This is a genomic window from Aquabacterium humicola, from assembly GCF_030167915.1.
Classification (GTDB): domain Bacteria; phylum Pseudomonadota; class Gammaproteobacteria; order Burkholderiales; family Burkholderiaceae_C; genus Pseudaquabacterium; species Pseudaquabacterium humicola.
Genome location: NZ_JARGNB010000001.1, coordinates 1,311,332 through 1,331,041 on the forward strand (window position 1 = coordinate 1,311,332; position 19,710 = coordinate 1,331,041).

The 19,710-nt window shown below is 70.4% G+C and carries 21 protein-coding genes; 16 read left to right on the top strand and 5 right to left on the bottom strand.

Annotation, left to right across the window (positions count from 1 at the left end; all coding sequences use genetic code 11):
- The first annotated feature begins 10 nt into the window (after nucleotides 1-10).
- From P1K89_RS05815 to P1K89_RS05860, 10 genes are all read left to right on the top strand, one after another.
- Nucleotides 11-979 carry an SMP-30/gluconolactonase/LRE family protein gene (locus P1K89_RS05815; protein ID WP_284615433.1) on the top strand — a complete coding sequence of 323 codons (969 nt, stop codon included), beginning with the start codon at nucleotides 11-13 and terminating at the stop codon, nucleotides 977-979.
- A gap of 99 nt (nucleotides 980-1,078) precedes the next feature.
- Nucleotides 1,079-2,200, top strand: a complete 1,122-nt coding sequence (locus P1K89_RS05820) for a lactonase family protein (RefSeq protein ID WP_284615434.1) — start codon at nucleotides 1,079-1,081, stop codon at nucleotides 2,198-2,200.
- A 196-nt stretch (nucleotides 2,201-2,396) separates the two neighbouring features.
- Nucleotides 2,397-2,738, top strand: coding sequence for a thioredoxin (gene trxA, locus P1K89_RS05825; protein WP_284615435.1), 342 nt, complete (start codon nucleotides 2,397-2,399; stop codon nucleotides 2,736-2,738).
- 61 nt (nucleotides 2,739-2,799) lie between these two features.
- Nucleotides 2,800-3,348, top strand: coding sequence for a carboxymuconolactone decarboxylase family protein (locus P1K89_RS05830; protein ID WP_284615436.1), 549 nt, complete (start codon nucleotides 2,800-2,802; stop codon nucleotides 3,346-3,348).
- 57 nt (nucleotides 3,349-3,405) lie between these two features.
- The gene (locus P1K89_RS05835; RefSeq protein ID WP_284615437.1) at nucleotides 3,406-3,909 is read left to right on the top strand and encodes a YHS domain-containing (seleno)protein; all 504 of its coding nucleotides are present in this window, start codon (nucleotides 3,406-3,408) and stop codon (nucleotides 3,907-3,909) included.
- A 76-nt stretch (nucleotides 3,910-3,985) separates the two neighbouring features.
- Nucleotides 3,986-4,264: a BufA1 family periplasmic bufferin-type metallophore gene (locus P1K89_RS05840; protein ID WP_284615438.1), complete on the top strand. Its 279-nt coding sequence runs from the start codon at nucleotides 3,986-3,988 to the stop codon at nucleotides 4,262-4,264.
- Between the two features lie 32 nt (nucleotides 4,265-4,296).
- Nucleotides 4,297-5,130: an MNIO family bufferin maturase gene (gene bufB, locus P1K89_RS05845; RefSeq protein WP_284615439.1), complete on the top strand. Its 834-nt coding sequence runs from the start codon at nucleotides 4,297-4,299 to the stop codon at nucleotides 5,128-5,130.
- Nucleotides 5,127-5,909, top strand: a complete 783-nt coding sequence (locus P1K89_RS05850; protein WP_284615440.1) for an HvfC/BufC N-terminal domain-containing protein — start codon at nucleotides 5,127-5,129, stop codon at nucleotides 5,907-5,909. The genes bufB and P1K89_RS05850 overlap by 4 nt, the downstream gene beginning before the upstream one ends.
- Before the next feature lies 1 nt (nucleotide 5,910).
- Nucleotides 5,911-6,396, top strand: coding sequence for a DoxX family protein (locus tag P1K89_RS05855; protein ID WP_284615441.1), 486 nt, complete (start codon nucleotides 5,911-5,913; stop codon nucleotides 6,394-6,396).
- A gap of 87 nt (nucleotides 6,397-6,483) precedes the next feature.
- Nucleotides 6,484-7,323, top strand: coding sequence for an AraC family transcriptional regulator (locus P1K89_RS05860; RefSeq protein WP_284615442.1), 840 nt, complete (start codon nucleotides 6,484-6,486; stop codon nucleotides 7,321-7,323).
- A 469-nt stretch (nucleotides 7,324-7,792) separates the two neighbouring features.
- Here the strand turns inward: P1K89_RS05860 and P1K89_RS05865 are convergent, their stop codons facing one another.
- Complete coding sequence (locus tag P1K89_RS05865; RefSeq protein ID WP_284615443.1) at nucleotides 7,793-8,785, bottom strand: ABC transporter substrate-binding protein; 993 nt, start codon at nucleotides 8,783-8,785, stop codon at nucleotides 7,793-7,795.
- Between the two features lie 258 nt (nucleotides 8,786-9,043).
- Between P1K89_RS05865 and P1K89_RS05870 the strand changes: the two genes are divergently transcribed.
- The 3 genes from P1K89_RS05870 (at nucleotide 9,044) to P1K89_RS05880 (ending at nucleotide 10,724) form a co-directional block, all read left to right on the top strand.
- The gene (locus P1K89_RS05870) at nucleotides 9,044-9,751 is read left to right on the top strand and encodes a helix-turn-helix transcriptional regulator (protein WP_284615444.1); all 708 of its coding nucleotides are present in this window, start codon (nucleotides 9,044-9,046) and stop codon (nucleotides 9,749-9,751) included.
- A 141-nt stretch (nucleotides 9,752-9,892) separates the two neighbouring features.
- A complete protein-coding gene (locus tag P1K89_RS05875) occupies nucleotides 9,893-10,264 on the top strand; it encodes a VOC family protein (RefSeq protein ID WP_284615445.1) in 372 nt (123 codons plus the stop codon).
- 1 nt (nucleotide 10,265) lies between these two features.
- Nucleotides 10,266-10,724, top strand: a complete 459-nt coding sequence (locus P1K89_RS05880) for an EVE domain-containing protein (protein WP_284615446.1) — start codon at nucleotides 10,266-10,268, stop codon at nucleotides 10,722-10,724.
- A gap of 74 nt (nucleotides 10,725-10,798) precedes the next feature.
- On the opposite strand, the gene P1K89_RS05885 is transcribed toward P1K89_RS05880, so the two are convergent.
- A complete protein-coding gene (locus P1K89_RS05885) occupies nucleotides 10,799-12,517 on the bottom strand; it encodes a fibronectin type III domain-containing protein (RefSeq protein WP_284615447.1) in 1,719 nt (572 codons plus the stop codon).
- A gap of 107 nt (nucleotides 12,518-12,624) precedes the next feature.
- Here P1K89_RS05885 and P1K89_RS05890 point away from each other — a divergent pair, with 107 nt between their 5' ends.
- Nucleotides 12,625-13,842: an acyl-CoA dehydrogenase family protein gene (locus P1K89_RS05890; RefSeq protein WP_284615448.1), complete on the top strand. Its 1,218-nt coding sequence runs from the start codon at nucleotides 12,625-12,627 to the stop codon at nucleotides 13,840-13,842.
- 41 nt (nucleotides 13,843-13,883) lie between these two features.
- On the top strand, nucleotides 13,884-14,861 hold the full coding sequence (locus P1K89_RS05895; protein ID WP_284615449.1) for an NAD(P)H-dependent flavin oxidoreductase: 978 nt from the start codon (nucleotides 13,884-13,886) through the stop codon (nucleotides 14,859-14,861).
- Between the two features lie 25 nt (nucleotides 14,862-14,886).
- Here P1K89_RS05895 and P1K89_RS05900 read toward each other — a convergent pair whose 3' ends face one another.
- Both P1K89_RS05900 and P1K89_RS05905 read right to left on the bottom strand, forming a co-directional pair.
- Nucleotides 14,887-15,411 (bottom strand): pyridoxamine 5'-phosphate oxidase family protein, encoded by a 525-nt coding sequence (locus P1K89_RS05900; protein WP_284615450.1) that lies wholly within the window; start codon nucleotides 15,409-15,411, stop codon nucleotides 14,887-14,889.
- A gap of 87 nt (nucleotides 15,412-15,498) precedes the next feature.
- Entirely contained in the window at nucleotides 15,499-17,208 is a 1,710-nt protein-coding gene (locus tag P1K89_RS05905; RefSeq protein ID WP_284615451.1) for a M14 family zinc carboxypeptidase, read from the bottom strand.
- A gap of 527 nt (nucleotides 17,209-17,735) precedes the next feature.
- Between P1K89_RS05905 and P1K89_RS05910 the strand changes: the two genes are divergently transcribed.
- Nucleotides 17,736-17,942 carry a hypothetical protein gene (locus tag P1K89_RS05910; RefSeq protein ID WP_284615452.1) on the top strand — a complete coding sequence of 69 codons (207 nt, stop codon included), beginning with the start codon at nucleotides 17,736-17,738 and terminating at the stop codon, nucleotides 17,940-17,942.
- Between the two features lie 174 nt (nucleotides 17,943-18,116).
- Here the strand turns inward: P1K89_RS05910 and P1K89_RS05915 are convergent, their stop codons facing one another.
- Nucleotides 18,117-19,562, bottom strand: a complete 1,446-nt coding sequence (locus P1K89_RS05915; protein ID WP_284615453.1) for a methyl-accepting chemotaxis protein — start codon at nucleotides 19,560-19,562, stop codon at nucleotides 18,117-18,119.
- Between the last annotated feature and the right edge of the window lie 148 nt (nucleotides 19,563-19,710).

The window sequence follows — 19,710 nt, forward strand, 5'->3', positions numbered from 1 at the left end:
GAACGCGGCCATGACGCACGTTGCCTTCACGCCGAGCGCACGTTATCCCGATCCGCTGGCCGAGGTGCTCGACGAGCGCTTCCGCCCCGTGCGCCTGTTCAGCGCCAGCGTCGAGCAGCTGGCCAGCGGCTGCCGCTGGGCCGAAGGCCCGCTGTGGTTCGGCGACCTGCGCTGCCTGCTGTGGAGCGACATCCCGAACGACCGCATCCTGCGCTGGGACGAGTGCTCGGGCGCCGTCGGCGTGTTCCGCCAGCCCGCCGCCCATGCCAACGGCCTGGCCCGCGACGCGCAGGGCCGATTGCTGACCTGCGAGCACGGCGGCCGCCGCGTCACCCGCACCGAGATCGACGGCCGCATCACCGTGCTGGCCGACCGCTTCGACGGCCGGCGCCTCAATTCGCCGAACGACATCGTCTGCAGCGCGCGCGACGGCAGCATCTGGTTCACCGACCCCACCTTCGGCATCACCGGCTGGTGGGAAGGCGACCCGGCGGAGCCCGAGCGCCCGCACGCCGTCTACCGGCTGGATGCACAAAGCGGCCGGCTCGACTGCGTGATCGACGACCTCGCCGCGCCGAACGGCCTGGCCTTCTCACCCGACGGCGCGGTGCTGTACGTCGTCGAGAGCCGCGCGAAGCCGCAGCGCCTGGTGTGGGCCTACGACGTGGCCGAGGGCGCACGGCTGATCAACAAGCGCCTGCACCTCGACGCCGGCGGCCCCGGCGCCTTCGACGGCATCGCGGTCGACACCGACGGCCGCATCTGGGCCGGCTTCGGCAGCGACGGCTCGGCGGAGGCGAAGGCGGAGGACCTGGACGGCGTTCGCGTGTTCGATCGCGACGGCGCCCCGATCGGCCACATCCACCTGCCCGAGCGCTGCGCCAATGTCTGCTTCGGCGGCGCGAAGCGCAATCGTCTCTTCATGGCCGCGAGCCATTCGCTGTATGCGCTGTACGTGAATGCGCAGGGCGCGGCGTGAAGCGCACGAGTGACCGGCGCTCATCGCCATGAGAAACCGCATCCAGGACCCGCGCGTGGGGCGTCTTCCTAACAAACAACATGCTCAGGGAATGATTCCATGCCAGCGCACACCCGTCGCCGCGCCATCCTGGCGCTTGCCGGCGCCAGCAGCCTGCCGCTCGTGCTCCCGGGCTGCGGCGTGCTGAGCCCGAAGCTGCCCGAGCCCACGCGCGCGGTCGCCTACGTCAGCAACGCCGACAGCCGCGAGATCAGCGTGCTGTCGCTGGACCTGGCGACCGGCGCGGTGCAAGCCCTGCAGACCGTTCCGGTGGCCGGCACCGTGATGCCGCTGGCGCTGAGCCCCGACCGGCGATTCCTGTACGCCGCGCTGCGTTCGGAGCCGTACGCGGTGGTCAGCTTCGCGATCGACCGCGCGACCGGCCGCCTGCAGTCGATCGGCCAGTCGCCGCTGCCCGACAGCATGCCGGCGCTCGCCACCGACCGCAGCGGCCGCTGGCTGTTCGCCGCGTCCTATGGCGGGAACAAGGTCAGCGTCAGCCCGATCGGTGCCGACGGGCTGGCCGGCGCCGCGACGCAGGTGCTGCCGACGGGCAAGAACGCGCATGCGGTGGTCATCGATGCCGGCAACCGCTTCCTGTTCGTGCCGACGCTGGGCAGCGACCAGGTGATGCAATGGCGCTTCGATGCCGCCACCGGCCTGCTGGCGCCGAACGCGCCGGCGGTCGTCGACACCACGAAGGGCGCGGGGCCGCGGCACCTCGTGCTGCACCCGAACGGTCGCCATGCCTACCTGCTGAACGAACTGGACGCCGCGGTCGAGTTGCTGGACCTCGACGCGGCCCGGGGCACGCTGGCGCCGCGCCAGCGCTGGTCGACGCTGCCGCCCGGCTTCACCGGCAAGCCCTGGGCCGCCGACCTGCACCTGTCACCGGATGGCCGCTTCCTCTACACCAGCGAGCGCACGTCGAGCACGCTGGCGATGTGGTCGGTGGATGCAGCCAGCGGCACGCTGGACCTGATCGGCCACGAGCCGACCGAGAAGCAGCCGCGCGGCTTCCAGGTCGACCCGACCGGGCGCTGGCTGCTGGCGGTGGGGCAGGTGTCGAATGGGCTGTCGGTGTACCGCATCGATGCGGCCAGCGGCCGATTGACGCGGCAGTCGTCGTCGATGCGACTGGGCCGGAACCCGAACTGGGTGGAGATCGTGGGCCTGGCCTGAAGGCGCTGGAAGCGGCGCCGCGGGCAGCGCCGGGATCGATCGCGACTGCAGCGAGGGTGGAACGGTGGCAGTTCGGCGACCGCGACGATGAGCCACTTCTGCGAGACGCCTGGCCACCTGGCCTGAGGGGCCGGTTCCTACAGTGACGGACATGCCGCAACACAACGCGGCCCCACCACCGCAAGAGGTGTCCGTCATGTCCGAAGCCGCGACCTCCACCAACACCGCCGCGCTCGACGCGGCGTCTTTCGCTGCCTTCATCGCCAACGAACCGGGCGCTGTCGTCGTCGATTTCTGGGCGCCGTGGTGCGGCCCCTGCCGTGCGCTTGCGCCCCGGCTCGAACAGCTGGCCCGGCAGTTCGAGGGCCAGATCCGGGTGCGCAAGCTCAACGTCGACGACGCGCCCGAGCTCGCCGCCGCCCACGGCGTCCGCGGCATCCCCACGCTGATCCTCTTCAAGGACGGCCAAGCCCATTCGCGGCTGGTCGGTCTTCACGACGAGACGCAACTCTCGTCGTGGGTGCGCGCTGCGCTCTGAAGTCCCTGTTCCCCGCCTCGCTGCACCTGTCGCAGCGTCCAACCCCCCGAAAGGTCTCATCATGTCCCGTCTGTCCATCCCCGCAGTCGCCGACGCCCCCGCCGCGTCCCAACCTCTGCTCGCCGCCGTGCACAAGAAGCTCGGCGTCGTCCCCAACCTGATGAAGCTGCTGGGTCAGTCGCCGGCCGCGCTCGAAGGTTACCTGTCGCTCAGCGGTGCGCTCGACAAGGGCGCGCTCGACGCCAAGCTGCGCGAGTCGCTGGCGCTGGCAGTGGCCGAGTTCAACGGCTGCGACTACTGCCTGGCCGCGCACAGCTACATCGGCAAGAACCTCGTCAAGCTCAGCGACGAGCAGATCGCCCAGGCCCGCGACGGCCGCGCCGCAGACGCCCGCAACGACGCCGCGCTGCGCTTTGCCCAGCGTGTGGCCGGCGAGCGTGGCCGCGTGCAGGACGCCGACATCGCCGCGCTGCGCGCCGCCGGCTTCAGCGACGCCGAGACGGTCGAGATCGTGCTGAACGTGGCGCTGAACGTGCTGACGAACTACGTCAACAACGTGGCCCACACCGACGTCGACTTCCCCCGCGTCAGCGCGCACACGCAAGCGTGATGCGGCGCTGACGTCCTTCCCCTCCCACTCGAATCGATACGACACAAGGAACTCACCATGAATGCCAAGACCCTGCGCGCCAGCCTGCTGGCCGTCACCACAGCCATCGCCCTGGGCGCCGCCCTCGTGCCGCTGGCGGCCCACGCCTACGACGAGAACTCCACCGCCGCCGTCAACATCGACGCCAAGGGCGTCGGCCTGAAGGGCCACGACCCGGTGGCGTACTTCACCGCCGGTGCGCCCACGGCCGGCAAGGCCGAATTCAACGCCGCCCATGCCGGCGTGACCTACCACTTCGCCAGCGCCGCCAACCGTGACGCCTTCAAGGCCGACCCGGCGAAGTACGCGCCCCAGTACGGCGGCTTCTGCGCGATGGGCGTGGCGCTGGAGAGGAAGCTCGACGGCGACCCGAACGCCTGGCGCATCGTCGACGGCAAGCTCTACCTGAACGTCAACAAGGACGTGCAGAAGAAGTGGCTGGAAGACGTGTCCGGCAACAACAAGAAGGCCGACATCAACTGGCCGCAGATCAAGGGCAAGACCCCGAAGTCGCTGGCCTGAGCGTGGCCGGGCAGGTGTGTGAGCCTGCCCGCGCCGTCCGCCTCGCCGTACCTCATCCCATCTCGAGGAGAACACCATGTCCACCCGCCGCACCGTGTTGAGTGTGATGGCGTTGGCCGCGCTGGCCCAAGGCGCCGCACTGGCCGCCGACAAGCCGGCCAAGCCCGCCATGGAGAAGTGCTACGGCGTCTCGCTGGCCGGCCAGAACGACTGCGCTGCCGGCCCCGGCACCAGTTGCGCCGGCACCTCCAAGGTCGACTACCAGGGCAATGCCTGGAAGAAGGTGCCCGCCGGCACCTGCGTGGCGATCAAGACCCCCAAGGGCAACGGCTCGCTGACGCCCCTGAAGGCCTGAGCCAGCCCCGCCACCAACATCGCTGGAAGGCCATGACCCATCTCGCCGCCGGGCTCGGCTTCAAGCCGTCGCACCTGCAACAAGCGCTGGCAGCGCGGCAGCCGGGCCTGTGGTTCGAGGTGCACGCCGAGAACTACATGGTCGACGGCGGCCCGCGTCCGCGATTGCTGCAGGCCCTGGGCGCGGCGCACCCGGTATCGCTGCACGGCGTGTCCATGTCACTGGCCGGCGCCGAACCGCCGGACCCGGATCACCTGCGCCGCTTTGCGGCCCTGGTGAGTCGGGTGCGGCCGGTGCGGGTGTCCGAACATCTGGCGTGGTCGCGCCTGGGCGCGCGCTACGAGCCCGACCTGCTGCCCTTCGTGCGCAACGCCCAGTCGCTGCAGCGTGTGGTCGATCACGTGCAGATCGTGCAGGAGGCGATTGGCCGGCCGCTGGCGGTCGAGAACCCGTCGCACTATCTGGCGCTGGCCGGCCACACCTGGGACGAGGTGGACTTCCTGTGCGAGTTGGTGCGGCGCAGCGGCTGCCAGTTGCTGGTGGATGTCGCCAATGTCCATCTGAGCGCGCACAACCTGGGGTTCGCGGCCGAGGCCTGGCTGGACCGGCTGCCCGCTGACGCGGTGGCCGAGGTGCACCTGGCCGGCCACTCGGCCGATCCACGCCTGGGCGATGCCCTGTGGATCGACTCGCACGACGCGCCGGTGCACGTGGGCACCTGGGCGCTGTACAGGCGGCTGATGGAGCGCATCGGGCCACGGCCGACCCTCATCGAATGGGACGGGCCCTTGCCAGCCTTCGAACGGCTGCTCGCCGAAGCCGACACCGCGCGGCGAATCCTCGGCACCCTGGAGACCGCCTCATGATCGGGCGCCCCCACTTCCACGGGCGCTGGTTGGCGGCAATCGAGGCTTGGCGATCGGGCAATCTGCCCGACGAGACCTTGTCCGAGGCCTTCGATCCGGGCTTTGCGGTCTATGCCAACACAGGCCTGCAGGCCTGCATCGCCGCGCTCGAGGCCAACTTCCCCAGCGTCGCGCGCTGGCTTGGCGAGCCCTGGTTCCGCCCGCTGGCCGGCCGCTTTGCGCGACTGCGCCCGCCCACCGATGCGCGCCTGATCCTGTACGGCGAGACCTTCGCCGAGTTCCTGCGCGAGTGCGAAGCCGACAGCGACTGGCCCTGCCTGCAGCATCTGGCACAGCTGGACCGGATGTGGACGCAGGCGCACGTGGCGGCCGACGCCGTGCCGCTGGACTTTGCACGTTGGGCTGCGAAAGATCCCGAAAGCCTGGGGGCGGCACGGCTGCACCTGGCCCCGGCCACCCATTGGCACGGCGACAGCACGCTGCCGGTCTGGGACCTGTGGTCGATCGCGCGCGCCGCCGACATCGGTCGATCCACCGTGCCCTGGCGCGGCCAGGCGGTACTGATCACCCGCCCCGGCGACGAGGTGCTGTGCTGCGAGATCGACGCCGCCGGCTGCGCCTTCCTGCAAGCCTGTGCGCAAGGCCTGCCCCTGGCCGATGCCGCGGAGGCCGCTCTGCGGGTGGCACCCGAAACCGACCTGCAGGTGTTGCTGTCGACGCTGTTCGCGCAAGGCGCCTTTGTCGAGGTCGAGCCTCCACCCCACTCAATGGATTCATGACATGAACGCGACGTCTCTGCACTCTGCCACTGCCCGTCCGGTCCGTCGCCTGCTGGCGCTGCGCGACCGCGTCAGCGCTTGGATCAGCCACGATCTGCTGGCACTCGGCGCGCGCGCTGCAATGGCTGGCGTGTTCTTCCTGTCGGGCCGCACCAAGGTCGAAGGGCTGCTCAGCGTCACCGACACGGCCGTGTCGCTGTTCGAAGACGAGTACCGCTTGCCGCTGCTGCCGCCCGACGTGGCCGCCCACCTGGCGGCCTACGCCGAACACGCCTTCCCGGTCTTGCTGGTGCTGGGCCTGGGCACGCGCCTGTCGGCGGCAGCACTGCTGGGCATGACGCTGGTGATCCAGCTCTTCGTCTACCCAGCGGCCTGGTCCACCCACCTGAGCTGGGCGACCTTGCTGCTGTACGTGGTTGGACGCGGCGGCGGGCGCTGGACGCTCGACCACCTGCTCGCGGCCCGATGGGTGCCGCCGCGCATCTGATGCGGCACGTGTCATTGCCGGCTCGGAAACAGTCTCTTGTCCGCGCCAGCGCTTCACCCTTCGGCCGGCAGCCGCCAAGATGACGCCATGGATGATCGCCTGGCCCCCCTGCTGCAACGCGTCGAACTCAGGTCGCGCGTTTTCTACGCCGGCAACCTGTGCAGCCTCGTCAACTTCGACGCCGTCGAAGGCGTCGGCCACCTGCACCTGCTGAAGGCCGGCCGGCTGCAGTTGACTGCACCCGACGGCCGGGTGCGGCAACTCGACGAGCCGAGCCTGGTCTTCTTCCCGCGCGCCAGCCACCACCGGCTCAGTGCCGATGAGGCGGATGGCGCCGACCTCGTCTGCGCCTCGGTCGAATTCGGCGCCTCCTTCGGCAGCCCGCTGGTGCACGGCATGCCGCCGCTGCTGGTGCTGCCGCTGCGCGAGGCCCCGGCCATGCGCGGCGTGCTGGACGCGCTGTTCACCGAGGCCTTCGACGAGCGCAGCGGCCGCGACGCCGCGCTGAACCGGCTCAGCGAAGTCGTGCTGGTCTACCTGCTGCGCCATGCCATCGAGCACGGGCTGCTGCGCTCAGGCGTGGTGGCGGGCCTGGGGGACGCTCGTCTGGCCAAGGCGCTCAACGCCATGCATGCCGCGCCGGAACGGCCGTGGACGCTGCAGGGGCTGGCGGACCTGGCGGGCATGTCGCGCGCACGCTTTGCGGCGCACTTCGGCGAGGTCGTCGGCGAACCCGCCATCGAGTACCTTGCCGGCTGGCGCCTGAGCGTCGCGCAAGGGCTGCTGACGCAAGGCCGGCAGGTCAAGAGCATTGCCGACGAGGTGGGCTACGGCAGCCCCAATGCGCTGACACGTGCCTTCACCCAGCGGCTGGGGCAGACACCTACCGAGTGGCTGGCGCAACGAATCGGCCTTGTCCCTGCATGAGGGCCGGCGCGCCGGTTGCGCCGCATCGCGTCCCACCATGTCAGACCACGGCTTCGGCGCGCAACACACTCAGGCGATCGCCTGTAGCCCCCTTACGACCGCTGGCCGCACCGCGATGCGCTCGACCCATGCCTGCACCGCCGGGTAGTCGTCGAGCCGCACGCAGGAATACGAACTGGGTGGAGATCGTGAGACTGGCCTGAAGGCGCGCCACGCGGCGCCTCGGGCCGCGCCGGAATCGATCGCGACTGCAGCGAGGGTGGAATCAATCTGCTGCACTGCCCGCGTCACCGGGTCGACGATGAAGTCTGAGCGGCAGACAGCCCTCTGCCCACAGACTATGCCTCCCTTGCCCATGACGGGCGCGCGCAACCTCCACCTGTTCGGCAGTGTGCAGTGCCAGCAGTCGAGCCCGGTCCATCATCGCCGGTAGCCGATGCGCGAGCAATGGCCGGGCCAGCGTGCCGCGTCATTCCAGCAACTCGGTGGCCCGCGCCAGCACGCCGGCCGGCACCTCCAGGCGCAACGCGGCGACCGTGCGACGGTTGATGATCAGTTCGAAGCGCGTGTTCTGATGCACCGGCAGCTCGGCCGGCGCAGCGCCACGCAAGATGCGATCCACCATGTCGACCACCCGTCGGGCGATCTCGGCCAGGTTGTTGGCATAGGCCAGCAAGCCACCCTGCTCGACGAAGCTGCGGACGAACGAGCACGCCGGCAGGTGGTACTGCAGCGCCAGATCGGCTGCCGGCTTGCCGGGCAGGCTGGGCTGCACGAACAGCGCATCGACACGATCGCGGCGCCAGCCATCGAACACGGCCGCGTACTGGGCCGGCGCGGCGACGCGTTCGACCTGCAGATCCAGCGCCAGCAGCGCCGCGGCCTTCGTCACCGCGTCCAGCATCGCCGGCGTGAAGCTGTCGCTGACGTTGGCCAGCACGCCCAGGCGGCGCAGGTTGGGGCGCAGCTCGCGCAGCAGCTCGATGCTCTTGGCTGCCAGCTCCGGGCCCAGCGCCGCGACGCCGGTGACGTTGCCGCCCGGCCGTGAGAGGCTGCGCACCAGGCCGGTGGCCACCGGGTCACCGCTGCCGGCCATGACGATCGGAACGGTCTTCGTCGCCCGCTGGGCCGCCAGCGTGGCCGGTGTCAGGTTGGTGACGATCAGGTCGGGCTTCCAGTCCAGCACCTGTCTTGCCAGCGCAGTGAGGGTGTCGCCTCGGCCCTCGGCAAACCAGGCCCGCGTCTGCAGCGACAGGTAGCCGCGCTGACGCAGCCCGGCAGTGACCGCGTCGAAGGTCGAGAACTGCCCCGCCTGCGGCGCACTGCCGGCCGCCAGGAAGGCGATGCGCCAGGGATTGGCCAAGCCCTGGGCGCGCAGTGCCGGCGTCCAGACTGCGGCCGACCCCAGCAGCGCCAACACGGCGCGCCGGGCGCTCAGTCCATCCGAAGGACGAAGATCCATCGCATTCCCTCGCGCGAGCAACGCCATCGAAGCATACGGGTCCACGCCCAAGGTGGGTAAGGATCTTCTCGATCACCGGCCGCTCCAGGAGCGCCGCGATGATCTTCAGCTCGCCCTGAAGCGGCCGGCCGTTAGCGACGGGAACTGGCCGGTGGCTGTCGCTCAAATCCGATGTCGCGAACCGGCGGCTGCGCACAGGCCCTGCGACCCTGGCAGCCGCCGCCAGCCCGGGTGCGGCCGCCCACGGACAATCACGCCATGTCCCGCGCCGAACGCCTGCTCTGCCTCATTCAGTTGCTGCGCCGCCACCGCCGACCGGTGAGCGGTGCGGCGCTGTCGCAGGAACTGGGCATCAGCCTGCGCACGCTGTACCGCGACATCGCCAGCCTGCAGGCCCAGGGTGCGGCCATCGACGGTGCGCCGGGCTTCGGCTACGTGCTTCAGCCGGGCTTCATGCTGCCGCCGCTGATGTTCACGCCGGACGAGATCGAGGCGCTGGTGCTGGGTTCGCGCTGGGTGGCTGACCGGGCTGATGCGCGGCTCGGCGGCGCGGCCCGGCAGGCGATGGCCAAGATCGCCGCGGTGCTGCCGACGGAAGCGCGGCAACTGCTGGACGGCTCGTCGCTGATGGTGGGCCCCGCGGTGGACCCCTTGCCGCCCGGCGAGCCTTCTGCCGGCGATGCAGGCCTGTCGACCCTGCGCCTGGCCATCCGCGACGAGCAGAAGCTGGCGCTGCGCTACCGCGACGGCCAGGGCCGCGAGACGGCGCGCACCGTGTGGCCCATCGCGCTGGGCTTCTTCGACCGCGCGCGGGTGCTGGTGGCCTGGTGCGAGATGCGGCAGGAACTGCGCCACTTCCGCACCGACCGCATCACCGCGCTGGAGCCTACCGGCCACCGCTACCCACGGCGCCGCCAGGTGCTGCTGCGCGAGTGGCGCGAGGCCGAAGGCATCAGCGCCCCCTGAAACGCGCCGGGCGGCGCGCCCCCCGAATCGGCGCCGAGGCCCGCTGCGGGACCGCCGCCGCCGTTGTCGGCTGCTGCCAGAAATTGACAGGGTGTCCACGCACCATGGAGGCCTTCAAGACAACGCAGCACGGAGCCTGACATGCAAGACACCCTGTTCACCCTGTTCCACGTCGCCGATCCCGAGGCCAGCGCACGCTTCTACGCCGGGCTGCTGGATCGGCCCGCCGTGGAGGCTTCGCCCACCTTCGCGATGTTTGCGCTGGGCCCCGGCGGCATGCTGGGGCTGTGGAAGCGCGACACGGTGGCGCCGGCCAGCGCCGGCGCGCCGGGGGCCAGCGAACTGGCCTTTGCCGTGGCCGGCCGCGACGCGGTGGACGCCCGCCACGCGCGCTGGCAGGCGCTGGGCTGCACGGTGCTGCAGGCGCCCACGCCGATGGACTTCGGCTACACCTTCACGGTGCAGGACCCCGACGGCCACCGCGTGCGCGTGTTCGCGCCGGAGGGCCAGTGAGATGGCCACCAACAGCAACTGCTGGGTGGCCGTGGCCTCGGCCGAGCACGTGCGCCGTGGCCGCCGCGAAGGCCTCATGCAGGTGTGCCACGGCAAGTGCGCGCCGCTGCGGCGCCTGCGGCCCGGGGACCGCGTCGTCTACTACTCGCCCACCGTGCACTTCGGCGGCAAGGACCGGCTGCAGGCCTTCACCGCGCTGGGCACCGTGAAGCACGGTGACGCCTACCAGTTCGACATGGGCGAAGGCTTCGTGCCTTTCCGGCGCGACGTGGCCTGGGACCACGATGCCGGCGAGGCGCCGATCGCTCCGCTGCTGGACCGGCTGTCCTTCACCGCTGGCCGGGCAAGTTGGGGCTATGCCTTCCGCTTCGGCCTGCTGCAGGCCACGGCGCAAGACCTGGACCTGATCGCGGAGGCCATGCACCACGCAGCGCACGCCGCCCTGGCCGTGGCGGCCTGAACGAAGCGGGGGCGGGCCGCCCACCTCTCCCCTCGGCCCCTCGCCCCCTCGCCCGCGCGGGGGCGCGCCGCCGGTCACGGCTTCGTCCACCGTATCTGCCCTCGCAACGCCGCCGTGCCCCCTTCGCAATGCTGCTCGAAGCGCAGCAGCACATGCTGCAGCTGGTTGTCGACGATCGTGATCTCGTCGATCGCGAACCAGCCGGTCAGCGTATTGCAGCCGCGGCCGTTGCCGCCCCAGGACAGGCCGCCCTTGAACGGGTTGTGGAACGGGTAGCGGCTCAGGTCGGGGTAGTAGCCGACCTTCAGCGGCGACGTGCCCTGCATCGCGACGAAGGTGCCGTCGTAGCCGCCGACGTAGGCCGTCAGGCTGGAGCCGTTGAAGTTGAGCTGCGGCGCCTGGCTGCCGGTGTACAGCGTCGTCTGCCCCTGGCCGATGTAGTCGCCGCTGTCGCTCTGCAGGTAGGCGTAGTTGCCGGACGCGGGCAGCGTGGCGGTCGGCTTCCACAGCGTCGTGGGCACCGGCACCACGGGCCCGGGGGGCCCGGTGGTGTCGTTCGCACCCCAGGCGATCGTGCCGCGCAGCGCCGCCGAGCCGCCCTCGCAGTACTGCACGAAGCTGAAGTTGATCGAGTCGAGCTCGCCGGTGCTGCCGTTGTAGGTGGCCGCGAGCACGGTGATCGAGCCCTTCAGCGTATTGCAGCCGCGCCCCTCGCCGCCCCAGTCGAGGCCACCCTTCGCGGCATCGTGGAAGGGATAGCGCGTCAGCCCGGTGTAGGTGCCGGGCACCCAGGTCGGCTGGCTGGCCGGCAGCACGAAATCGGCGTACCACCATTCGTCGCCATTGACCTGGATGGAAATGCGGTTGCCGCTGGCGCTGAAGCCGATCTGCGTATTGGTGCGGTTGTACAGGTACGTGCGGCCGCCGCCGATGTAGTCGCCGCTGTCGCTGACCAGCCGGATCGTCGTGGGTTGCGACGACGGCAGAACGGGCGTCACGGTCATCGCCGCAGACGGCGCGCTGGTGCCCTGCTGGTTCGTCGCAGTGAGGATGCACGAGTACTTGCGGCCATTGCCGAGGCCGGTGACGACCAGCGGGCTCGCCGGCCCGGTCGCCGTGCGGATCGAATCGAAGCCCGAGGCGCAGCTGACGCTGTATTGGCTGATCGCGCTGCTGCCGCTGCTGGCGGGCGCGGCGAACTCGACGTAGGCCGCCCCGTCCTGGGGCGTGATCGCGGTGATCGTCGGCGCCCCTGGCACCGCGCAGCCGATGTTCGCGGCCACGCAGGCGAAGTCGGCCAGCGTGCCGACCAGCGCGATCTGGCCCTGGCTCAGCGGGCCCAGCACGTAGACCTCGGTGCCGGCCACGCCGATGTAGTTGCCGGTGGCCGGGTAGTAGCGGTAGGTGTAGGGCGCGAGGATCTGCGTCGGCTGCGCCGACGGCGCGAAGAAGTGCGGGTACTGCCGCTCGGCCCAGTCCATCAGCTGGTCGGGTGTCAGCGTGGTAGCGGCGGCGGCCGGCGTGGCCGCGGCCAGCGCCTGCGGCCGTGCGTGGGCACGCATCAGCGGACTGGCGCGCACGCAGCGCTGGTCGATCTGCTGCGCGGCGCCCTCGGCCACCGCCTGCGGCGTGCAGGCGGATGGCGCGAGCACCGCCTGCACCGGCGACGCCATCGGTTCGGCCGCAGTGCCGTCCTGCCCGCCGCCGCAGGCCGCCAACAGGGCCGTGCACAGCGCGGCAAGGCCCACATGCCGAAGCAGCCGCGCCAATCGCGGCGTCTTGCGATGGATCATTGATTCCTCCCTCCGAGTCGCGGGAACTATACGAGTGCCTGTCGCGAACCGGACTGCCGCCCCACCCCAATGCGGGGACGATCCCCTCATCGCAGGAGAGATGAACCATGGACTTCGAGCATTCCCCCAAGGTCGCCGCGCTGCGCGCGCAGCTGCAGGCCTTCATGGACGAGCACGTCTATCCGAACGAGCAGCGGCGCGAGGACGAGCTCGCCGCCAATGCGCGCGCCGGCCGGCCCTGCGCCACTGTGCCCGTGATCGAAGAGTTGAAGGCCAAGGCGCGCGCCGCCGGCCTGTGGAACCTGTTCCTGCCCGAGCCCGAACACGGGGCGGGCCTGACGAACCTGGAATACGCGCCGCTGGCCGAGATCATGGGCCGGCGCTACTGGGCGAGCGAGATCTTCAACTGCGGGGCGCCGGACACCGGCAATACCGAGGTGCTGGCGCGCTACGGCACGCCCGAACAGCAGCAGCGCTGGCTCGGCCCCTTGCTGGCCGGCGAGATCCGCTCGGCCTTCGCGATGACCGAGCCGGACGTTGCGTCGTCGGACGCGACGAACATCGAATGCAGCATCGTGCGCGACGGTGATGACTACGTGATCAACGGCCGCAAGTGGTACATCACCGGCGCCGCGAACGAGCGCTGCAAGCTGCTGATCGTGATGGGCAAGACATCGCCCGACCACCCGCAGCGCCACCGCCAGCAGTCGATGATCCTGGTACCGATGGACACGCCGGGCATCACCGTCGTGCGCGACATGGCGCTGCTGGGCGTCTACGACCCGCCCTTCGGCCACCCCGAGCTGCGCTTTCAGAACGTGCGCGTGCCGGTCGAGAACATCCTGCTCGGCGAAGGCCGCGGCTTCGAGATCGCGCAGGGCCGGCTCGGCCCCGGGCGCATCCACCACTGCATGCGCGCGATCGGCATGGCCGAAGCCGCGCTCGAGCTGATGTGCAGGCGGCTCGCGTCGCGCAAGGCCTTCGGCAAGCTGCTGGCCGAACAGGGCGTTTGGCGCGAACGCATCGCCGAGTCGCGCATGCTGATCGAGCAGACGCGCTGGATGGTGCTGCACGCCGCGCACCGCATGGACACCGTGGGCAACAAGGTGGCCGCGCAGGAGATCGCGATGATCAAGGTGATCGCGCCGAACAACTGCGTCAAGGTGGTGGACTGGGCGATGCAGGCCTTCGGCGCGATGGGCCTGAGCCAGGACACGCCGCTGACCGCGTTCTACGCCTACGAGCGCCACCTGCGCATCGCCGACGGGCCCGACGAGGTGCACCGCAACGCGATCGCGAAGCAGGAGCTCGCGCGCTACCTCTGACCGTCCTTCCGCCCCGGCCGCCATCACGAAAGGCACAGCCCATGAAGACCCGCATCACCGAGCTCTTCGGCATCCAGCACCCGATCATCCAGGGCGGCATGCACTACGTCGGCTTCGCCGAGCTGGCCTCTGCGGTGTCCAACGCCGGCGGGCTGGGCATCATCACCGGGCTGACGCAGCGCACGCCCGAGCTGCTGGCCAACGAGATCCGGCGCTGCCGCGAGATGACCGACAAGCCCTTCGGCGTGAACCTGACCTTCCTGCCGACGGTCAGCGCGCCGGACTACCCGGGCTACATCCGCGCCATCGTCGACGGCGGCGTGAAGATCGTCGAGACCGCCGGCAACAACCCGCAGAAATGGCTGCCGATGCTGCACGAGGCGGGCATCAAGGTGATCCACAAGTGCACCTCGGTGCGCCATTCGCTGAAGGCGCAGGCCATCGGCTGCGATGCGGTCAGCGTCGACGGCTTCGAGTGCGGCGGCCACCCGGGCGAGGACGACGTGCCGAATTTCATCCTGCTGCCGCGCGCGGCCGAGGAACTGCGCATTCCCTTCGTCGCCTCGGGCGGCATGGCCGACGGGCGCTCGCTGGTCGCTGCGCTGGCGCTGGGCGCCGACGGCATGAACATGGGCACGCGCTTCATCGCGACGCAGGAAGCGCCGGTGCATGACAACGTGAAGCAGGCGATCGTCGCCGCCAGCGAGCTCGATACGCGGCTGGTGATGCGGCCGCTGCGCAATACCGAACGCGTGCTAAATAACGCGGCCGTGGAGCGGCTACTGGAGAAGGAACGCCGGCTCGGCGCTGCGATCGGCTTCGACGACATCCGCGAGGAAGTCGCCGGCGTCTACCCGAGCATCATGCAGCAGGGCACGATGGACCTGGGCGCCTGGTCCTGCGGCATGGTGGCCGGGCTGATCCGCGACGTGCCGACGGTGAAGGACCTGATCGACCGCATCATGGCCGAGGCGGAAACCATCATCCGCAACCGCCTGGCGGGCATGCTGGCGACCTGAGCCCGCGCCGACGCACCACGGCGCATCACGAGCGCATGCGCACTTCGGCGGTCTCGCCCAGGTTCATCGGCGCCTTGCCGGACACCAGCGCCTTGGCCATCGCGTACAGCTGCACGAGCTTGCTCGACTTCACGTCCCAGTAGTGGGCGTGCGAGATGCGCACGCACACCAGCGCCAGGTCCGGATCGTCCACGCCCTTCGGGAACCAGGCCTCGTTCATCTTGCTCCACAGGCGGCGTCGCGTGGCGGGATCGTCGTCGATCGTCGCCCGGCCGGAGACGGAGACGTAGCGGTCCTCTCCCGGGTCGGCGTAGGCCACGTTGACCTGCGGATCGTCCGACAGGTCCCGCATCGGCTCGGTCGAGCGCGACATGAAGAACCACAGCACGTCGTCCTCGTCGATGCCGCGGTTCTGCGTCGTCATCGGGCGCGAATGCAGGTGGCCGTTCGCGTGGTGCGTCGTGAACATGCCGAACCTGATGTCCTTGATCAGGTTCCACAGCGTTTCGCGGGCGTGATGTTCGCTGGGCGGGTCGGTGCGGTCGGTCATCGGGGGCTCCTGGCAGTGTGCGCCCTTGCGTCGGGCGCGATGCTGCGGCGGGGCAAGCCGCGTTCCTTCGCCGCCAGCGCAGGCTTTTCAGGGCCGCTGCCGCAGCCTCAGCACCGGGTAGCGCCCGCATTCCGGTTCCGCGTAGCGCGCGGCGGTGCGGAACAGGAAGCCGAGCACCGCCTCGGCATCGCCCTGCAGCGCCGGATGGGCCGCCTTCCACGCCTCGAACGATTCACGCAGGCCAGGCTCCTGCGCCAGCAGTCGTTCCGCCTCGTCCTCGAAGACGTAGTCGCTGAAGGCTTCCTTCTTGTCGAGCACGCTGTCGAAGAAGGCCCAGCGGAAGAAGCTGTCGATGCCGCGCGGCTCCAGCACCTCGACCACGAAGCGGTCGTGCTGGCCGCCGAGCGGGATGATCCAGTCGCCGACGGCGATGTCGGCGTCGATCGGCTCCGCGCGCAGCTCGAGGGCCTCGTGCAGGTGCCGGCCTTCGAAGGGCCTGCGGCGCTTCTCGAAGTGCACGATGCGCCAGGCGTCGGCCGCCACGCGCCGCGCCTGCGTCGCGCGCTGCAGGGCCACGCCGTGGGCCTGCAGCCGCTCGGCCACGTCATGCCAGGCCTGCGGCAGCAGGTAGGCCTGTGGCGGCACGGCGTGCGCGGTGGCCGCGTACCTGTCGTGGTAGGGGATGTCCTTCTGCCACGGGCGGCTGCGGTCGTAGCGCAGGCGCCGATAGTCGCCGAGGCGGCTCGGTTCGTAGACCGCCTCGTAGCCGCTGAAGCGGAACGGTCGGCTGTGCGCGAGGTCCAGCGCCCAGTCCAGCGCCACCGGCGCACCGGCCGAGATGGCCGCGCGGTCGGCGGCGCGTGCCGCGCGGATCGCATCGCCGTGCGCCGTCGTCCAGGTCAGCGCGCTGTCGACCAGCGCCCGCATGCTGCGGTACCTGGCCTCGAAGGGCTTCAGCATGTGCGTCTCGGGCATGAAGCCGATGGTGTGGTGCAGCGCCGCGTAGCCGGTGGAAAAACGCGGCGAGTCGAGGAAGTCGGCGATGCCGTCGTCCGGGATCTCCTTCACCGGGTTGACGTACGGGCACATCGGGAAGCCGCGCGCGGCCATGTCGGCATACAGCGCCGGCAGCATCTGCTCTCGCAGGTGGGCGCCGGTGCGGCCACCGAGCTTGTCGGGCTGCGTCGGGATCAGCGTCATCACATGCTGGTAGTCGGCACCGTTCGAGGTGTGCGTGTCCACCATCACGTCCGGGTCCCAGCGCGTGAACACGCGCGCGAAGACACGCGCGTTCAGGCTGTCGGCCTTGATGAAGTCGCGGTTCAGGTCGAGGTGGCGCGCATTGCCGCGGAAGCCGAAGGCCTCCGGGCCGACCTGGTTGACGCGGCTCGTGTCGCTGCGGTTGAGCGCACCGTCGACGTTGTAGACCGGGATGTACAGCAGCACCGTGCGGCCCAGCGCGGCGCGCTTCGTCTCGTCCAGGCACAGGTCGCGGATCAGCGCCATGTTGGCGTCGATGCCCTCGGGCTCGCCGGGATGGATGCCGTTGTTGTTGAAGAACACCGGCCGGCCGGCGGCCTTCACCGCCAGCGGATCGAACACGCCGTCGACGGAGAACACGCCGGCATGGATCGGCACGCCGGCGTCCGAATGGCCGGCCTCGTCGAAGCGCAGCCATTGCGGGAAGGCCTTTGCGAGGCGCTGGTGGAAGCCGATGCAGTCGTGCCAGGTGGTGGTCTGGTTGCCGTTGCCCTGTTCGAAAGGCGTGGCCCAGTCGGGGTGATGGAGGACGCTCATGCGGCCCATTGTGGGCCGAACGTCATTTCCGTCGCGCCGAGTCCACGATTCGAATGACATCCCGCATTTGTCGGCTTGACGGCCTGCAATCGCTCGATTAACTTTCGCCCCACTGTCCGCGAACCGACGCGGACCCCGCAGGGCCCAGGCCCGATCCCAACCGCAACGCCGAGGAGGTTCGACATGAATTGCCGCCAAACCCCCATCGACGCACGCATTGCCGGCGTGTCGCGCACATTCGTGCGCCCGTACGCAGGCCTGTCAGCGGGAATCGGCATGGCACTGCAGCCCCATTGTCCGGAAGAGGGTTCCGGCGCACCGTAAGAACGGTCGCACCCCTCGCGCCAAGGTTTCCACCGAGGCCCGGACACCGCAAGGTTCCGGGCCTCGTCCATTTCCGGCGCCCGCGGCATCGATTCATTTGCAGCATGCATTCGCCACACCGTTGCACGGTGGCGTGGCGAAGGCCGGGTGTCGCCTGTCGACATCCATTCACCCACCGTGCGATTCACGCCATTGGAATCATCATGCAATCGACGTTCTCTCTCTCGTCCCTGAAGGCCCGCTGCGCCGGCGCGGCATTCGCTGCCGTCTTCAGCCTGGCCTGCCTCAGCTTCGTGGTGCTGCTCTTCGCTTCGGCGTCGGGCGAGCTCGAGCCGGCGTTGGCCCAGGTGAAGCCGGCGGCCGCCAAGGCGGCGGCCGTGAAGGCCGCCAGCCAGGCCAAGCGTGGTTGATGGCGCCATGAGCGCCATCATCGTGCCGCCATCGTTCACCGCGATGGCGGCCCGTTCCTCTCCCCGGCCGACCGCTGCCTCTTGCGGCGGGCTGGCCGATGTCCGCGGTGCACGCGTGTTGCGCGGCGCGGGCATCGGCCAGCCCGGCGCATCAGCGGCGCATCGGCCGGCCCCTCAGCCCGCGCGCAAGCCGCCCAGCTCGAACGAGCCCATCGCGTCGGCCAGCTGCGCGGCCTGCGCCTTCAGCGCATCGGCGGCGGCGGCCGACTGCTGCACCAGCGCGGCGTTCTGCTGCGTCGCTTCGTCCAGCGTGGCCACCGCGCGATTGACGTCGGCGATGCCGGCGGACTGCTCGCGCGCCGCGGTCGACACGTCGTTGAGCATCTCGCTGACATGCCGCACCTCGCGGATGATGCCGGCCAGCGTGGCCTGCGTCTCGCGGCCGACCGCGACACCGTCGTCGACCTGCTCGTTCGAGCGCGCGATCAGGCCTTTGATCTCGCGGGCGGCATCGGCGCTGCGCCGCGCCAGCAGCCGCACTTCCTGCGCGACGACCGCGAAGCCGCGACCGGCCTCGCCGGCACGCGCGGCTTCCACCGACGCGTTGACCGCCAGCAGGTTGGTCTGGAACGCGATGCCGTCGATCACCGAGGTGATGTCGGCCACCCGCTGCGAACTCTGCGCGATGTGCTGCAGGCTGGTCGCCAGCTGCTCGATCGCCGCTTCGCCGTCGGCCGCGCGACCCACCGCGGCCGACGCCACCTGGCCCGCCTGCAGCACGGTGTCGGACGAGCGCCGCACGGTGGCCGTCAGCTGCTCCAGCGCCGCCGCCGTGCGCTGCAGGTCGGAGGCCGCCTGCTCGGTGCGCTGCGACAGGTCCTGGTTGCCGCAGGCGATCTCGCTGGACGCGATGTTGACCGACTCGGCCGTGCGCCCGGCCACGCCGGTGGCGCGGCGGATGGTGCGCAGCACGTTCAGCAGGCGTTCGCCGGCGGGCGTGCGTGCGCCGTCGGGCAGGCCGTCCAGGCACACCTTGCCCGGCGTGCGCGACAGCGCCGTGGTGATCGCATCGAGCTCGGCGCCCAGGTGCGCGGCCTGCCGCATCTGGCGCGCGATCAAGCCGCTCAGCAGCGCCTGCGATGCCAGGTACATGCCGTGCTCGGCCACCGTCAGCAGGTTGGGCTGGGTCAGGCAGAACACCGGGAAGCCGGCCGCCTGCAAGCGGTCGAACACCAGGTGATGGATCGCAAAGGACGCGGCCGTGACGGCGATCGGCAGCCAGTGCCGGTAGGCCAGCATGTAGGCCAGCGTGACGAAGACCCCGAAGTGGTACTCGGTGCGGCCGCCGGCGATCTGGATCTGCGACGCCACCTGCACCACCAGCAGCAGCGGCAGCGCGACCGAGTTGAACCAGCTGCCCCTGGACAGGCCGAAGAAGGCCCCGGCCGCCAGCATCGAGCCGAGGCCGACCGCGGCACCGAAGCCGATCTGGTCGAAGCGCCAGCCGGCCCACAGGCAGCCGGCGCAGCCTAGCGCGGCGGCAACCAGCAGGTAGAGGTCGCCGGCGCGGCGCAGGCGGGGCAGATCGTTGGGCGGCGTCAGGCGGGCGGCAGCAGTCACGAGCGGTCTTTCCGGTTGCGCCGGCGCCCGTGGAGATGGTGAAGCGGCAGGCCGCCGGCGCCTTGGACTTCGGCGCGGCGGGCGTGAACTGGAGCGCCACTGGCGCGCCAAATGGCCGGTGCTTGAGATAGCTCAAACAGCGCGGCGA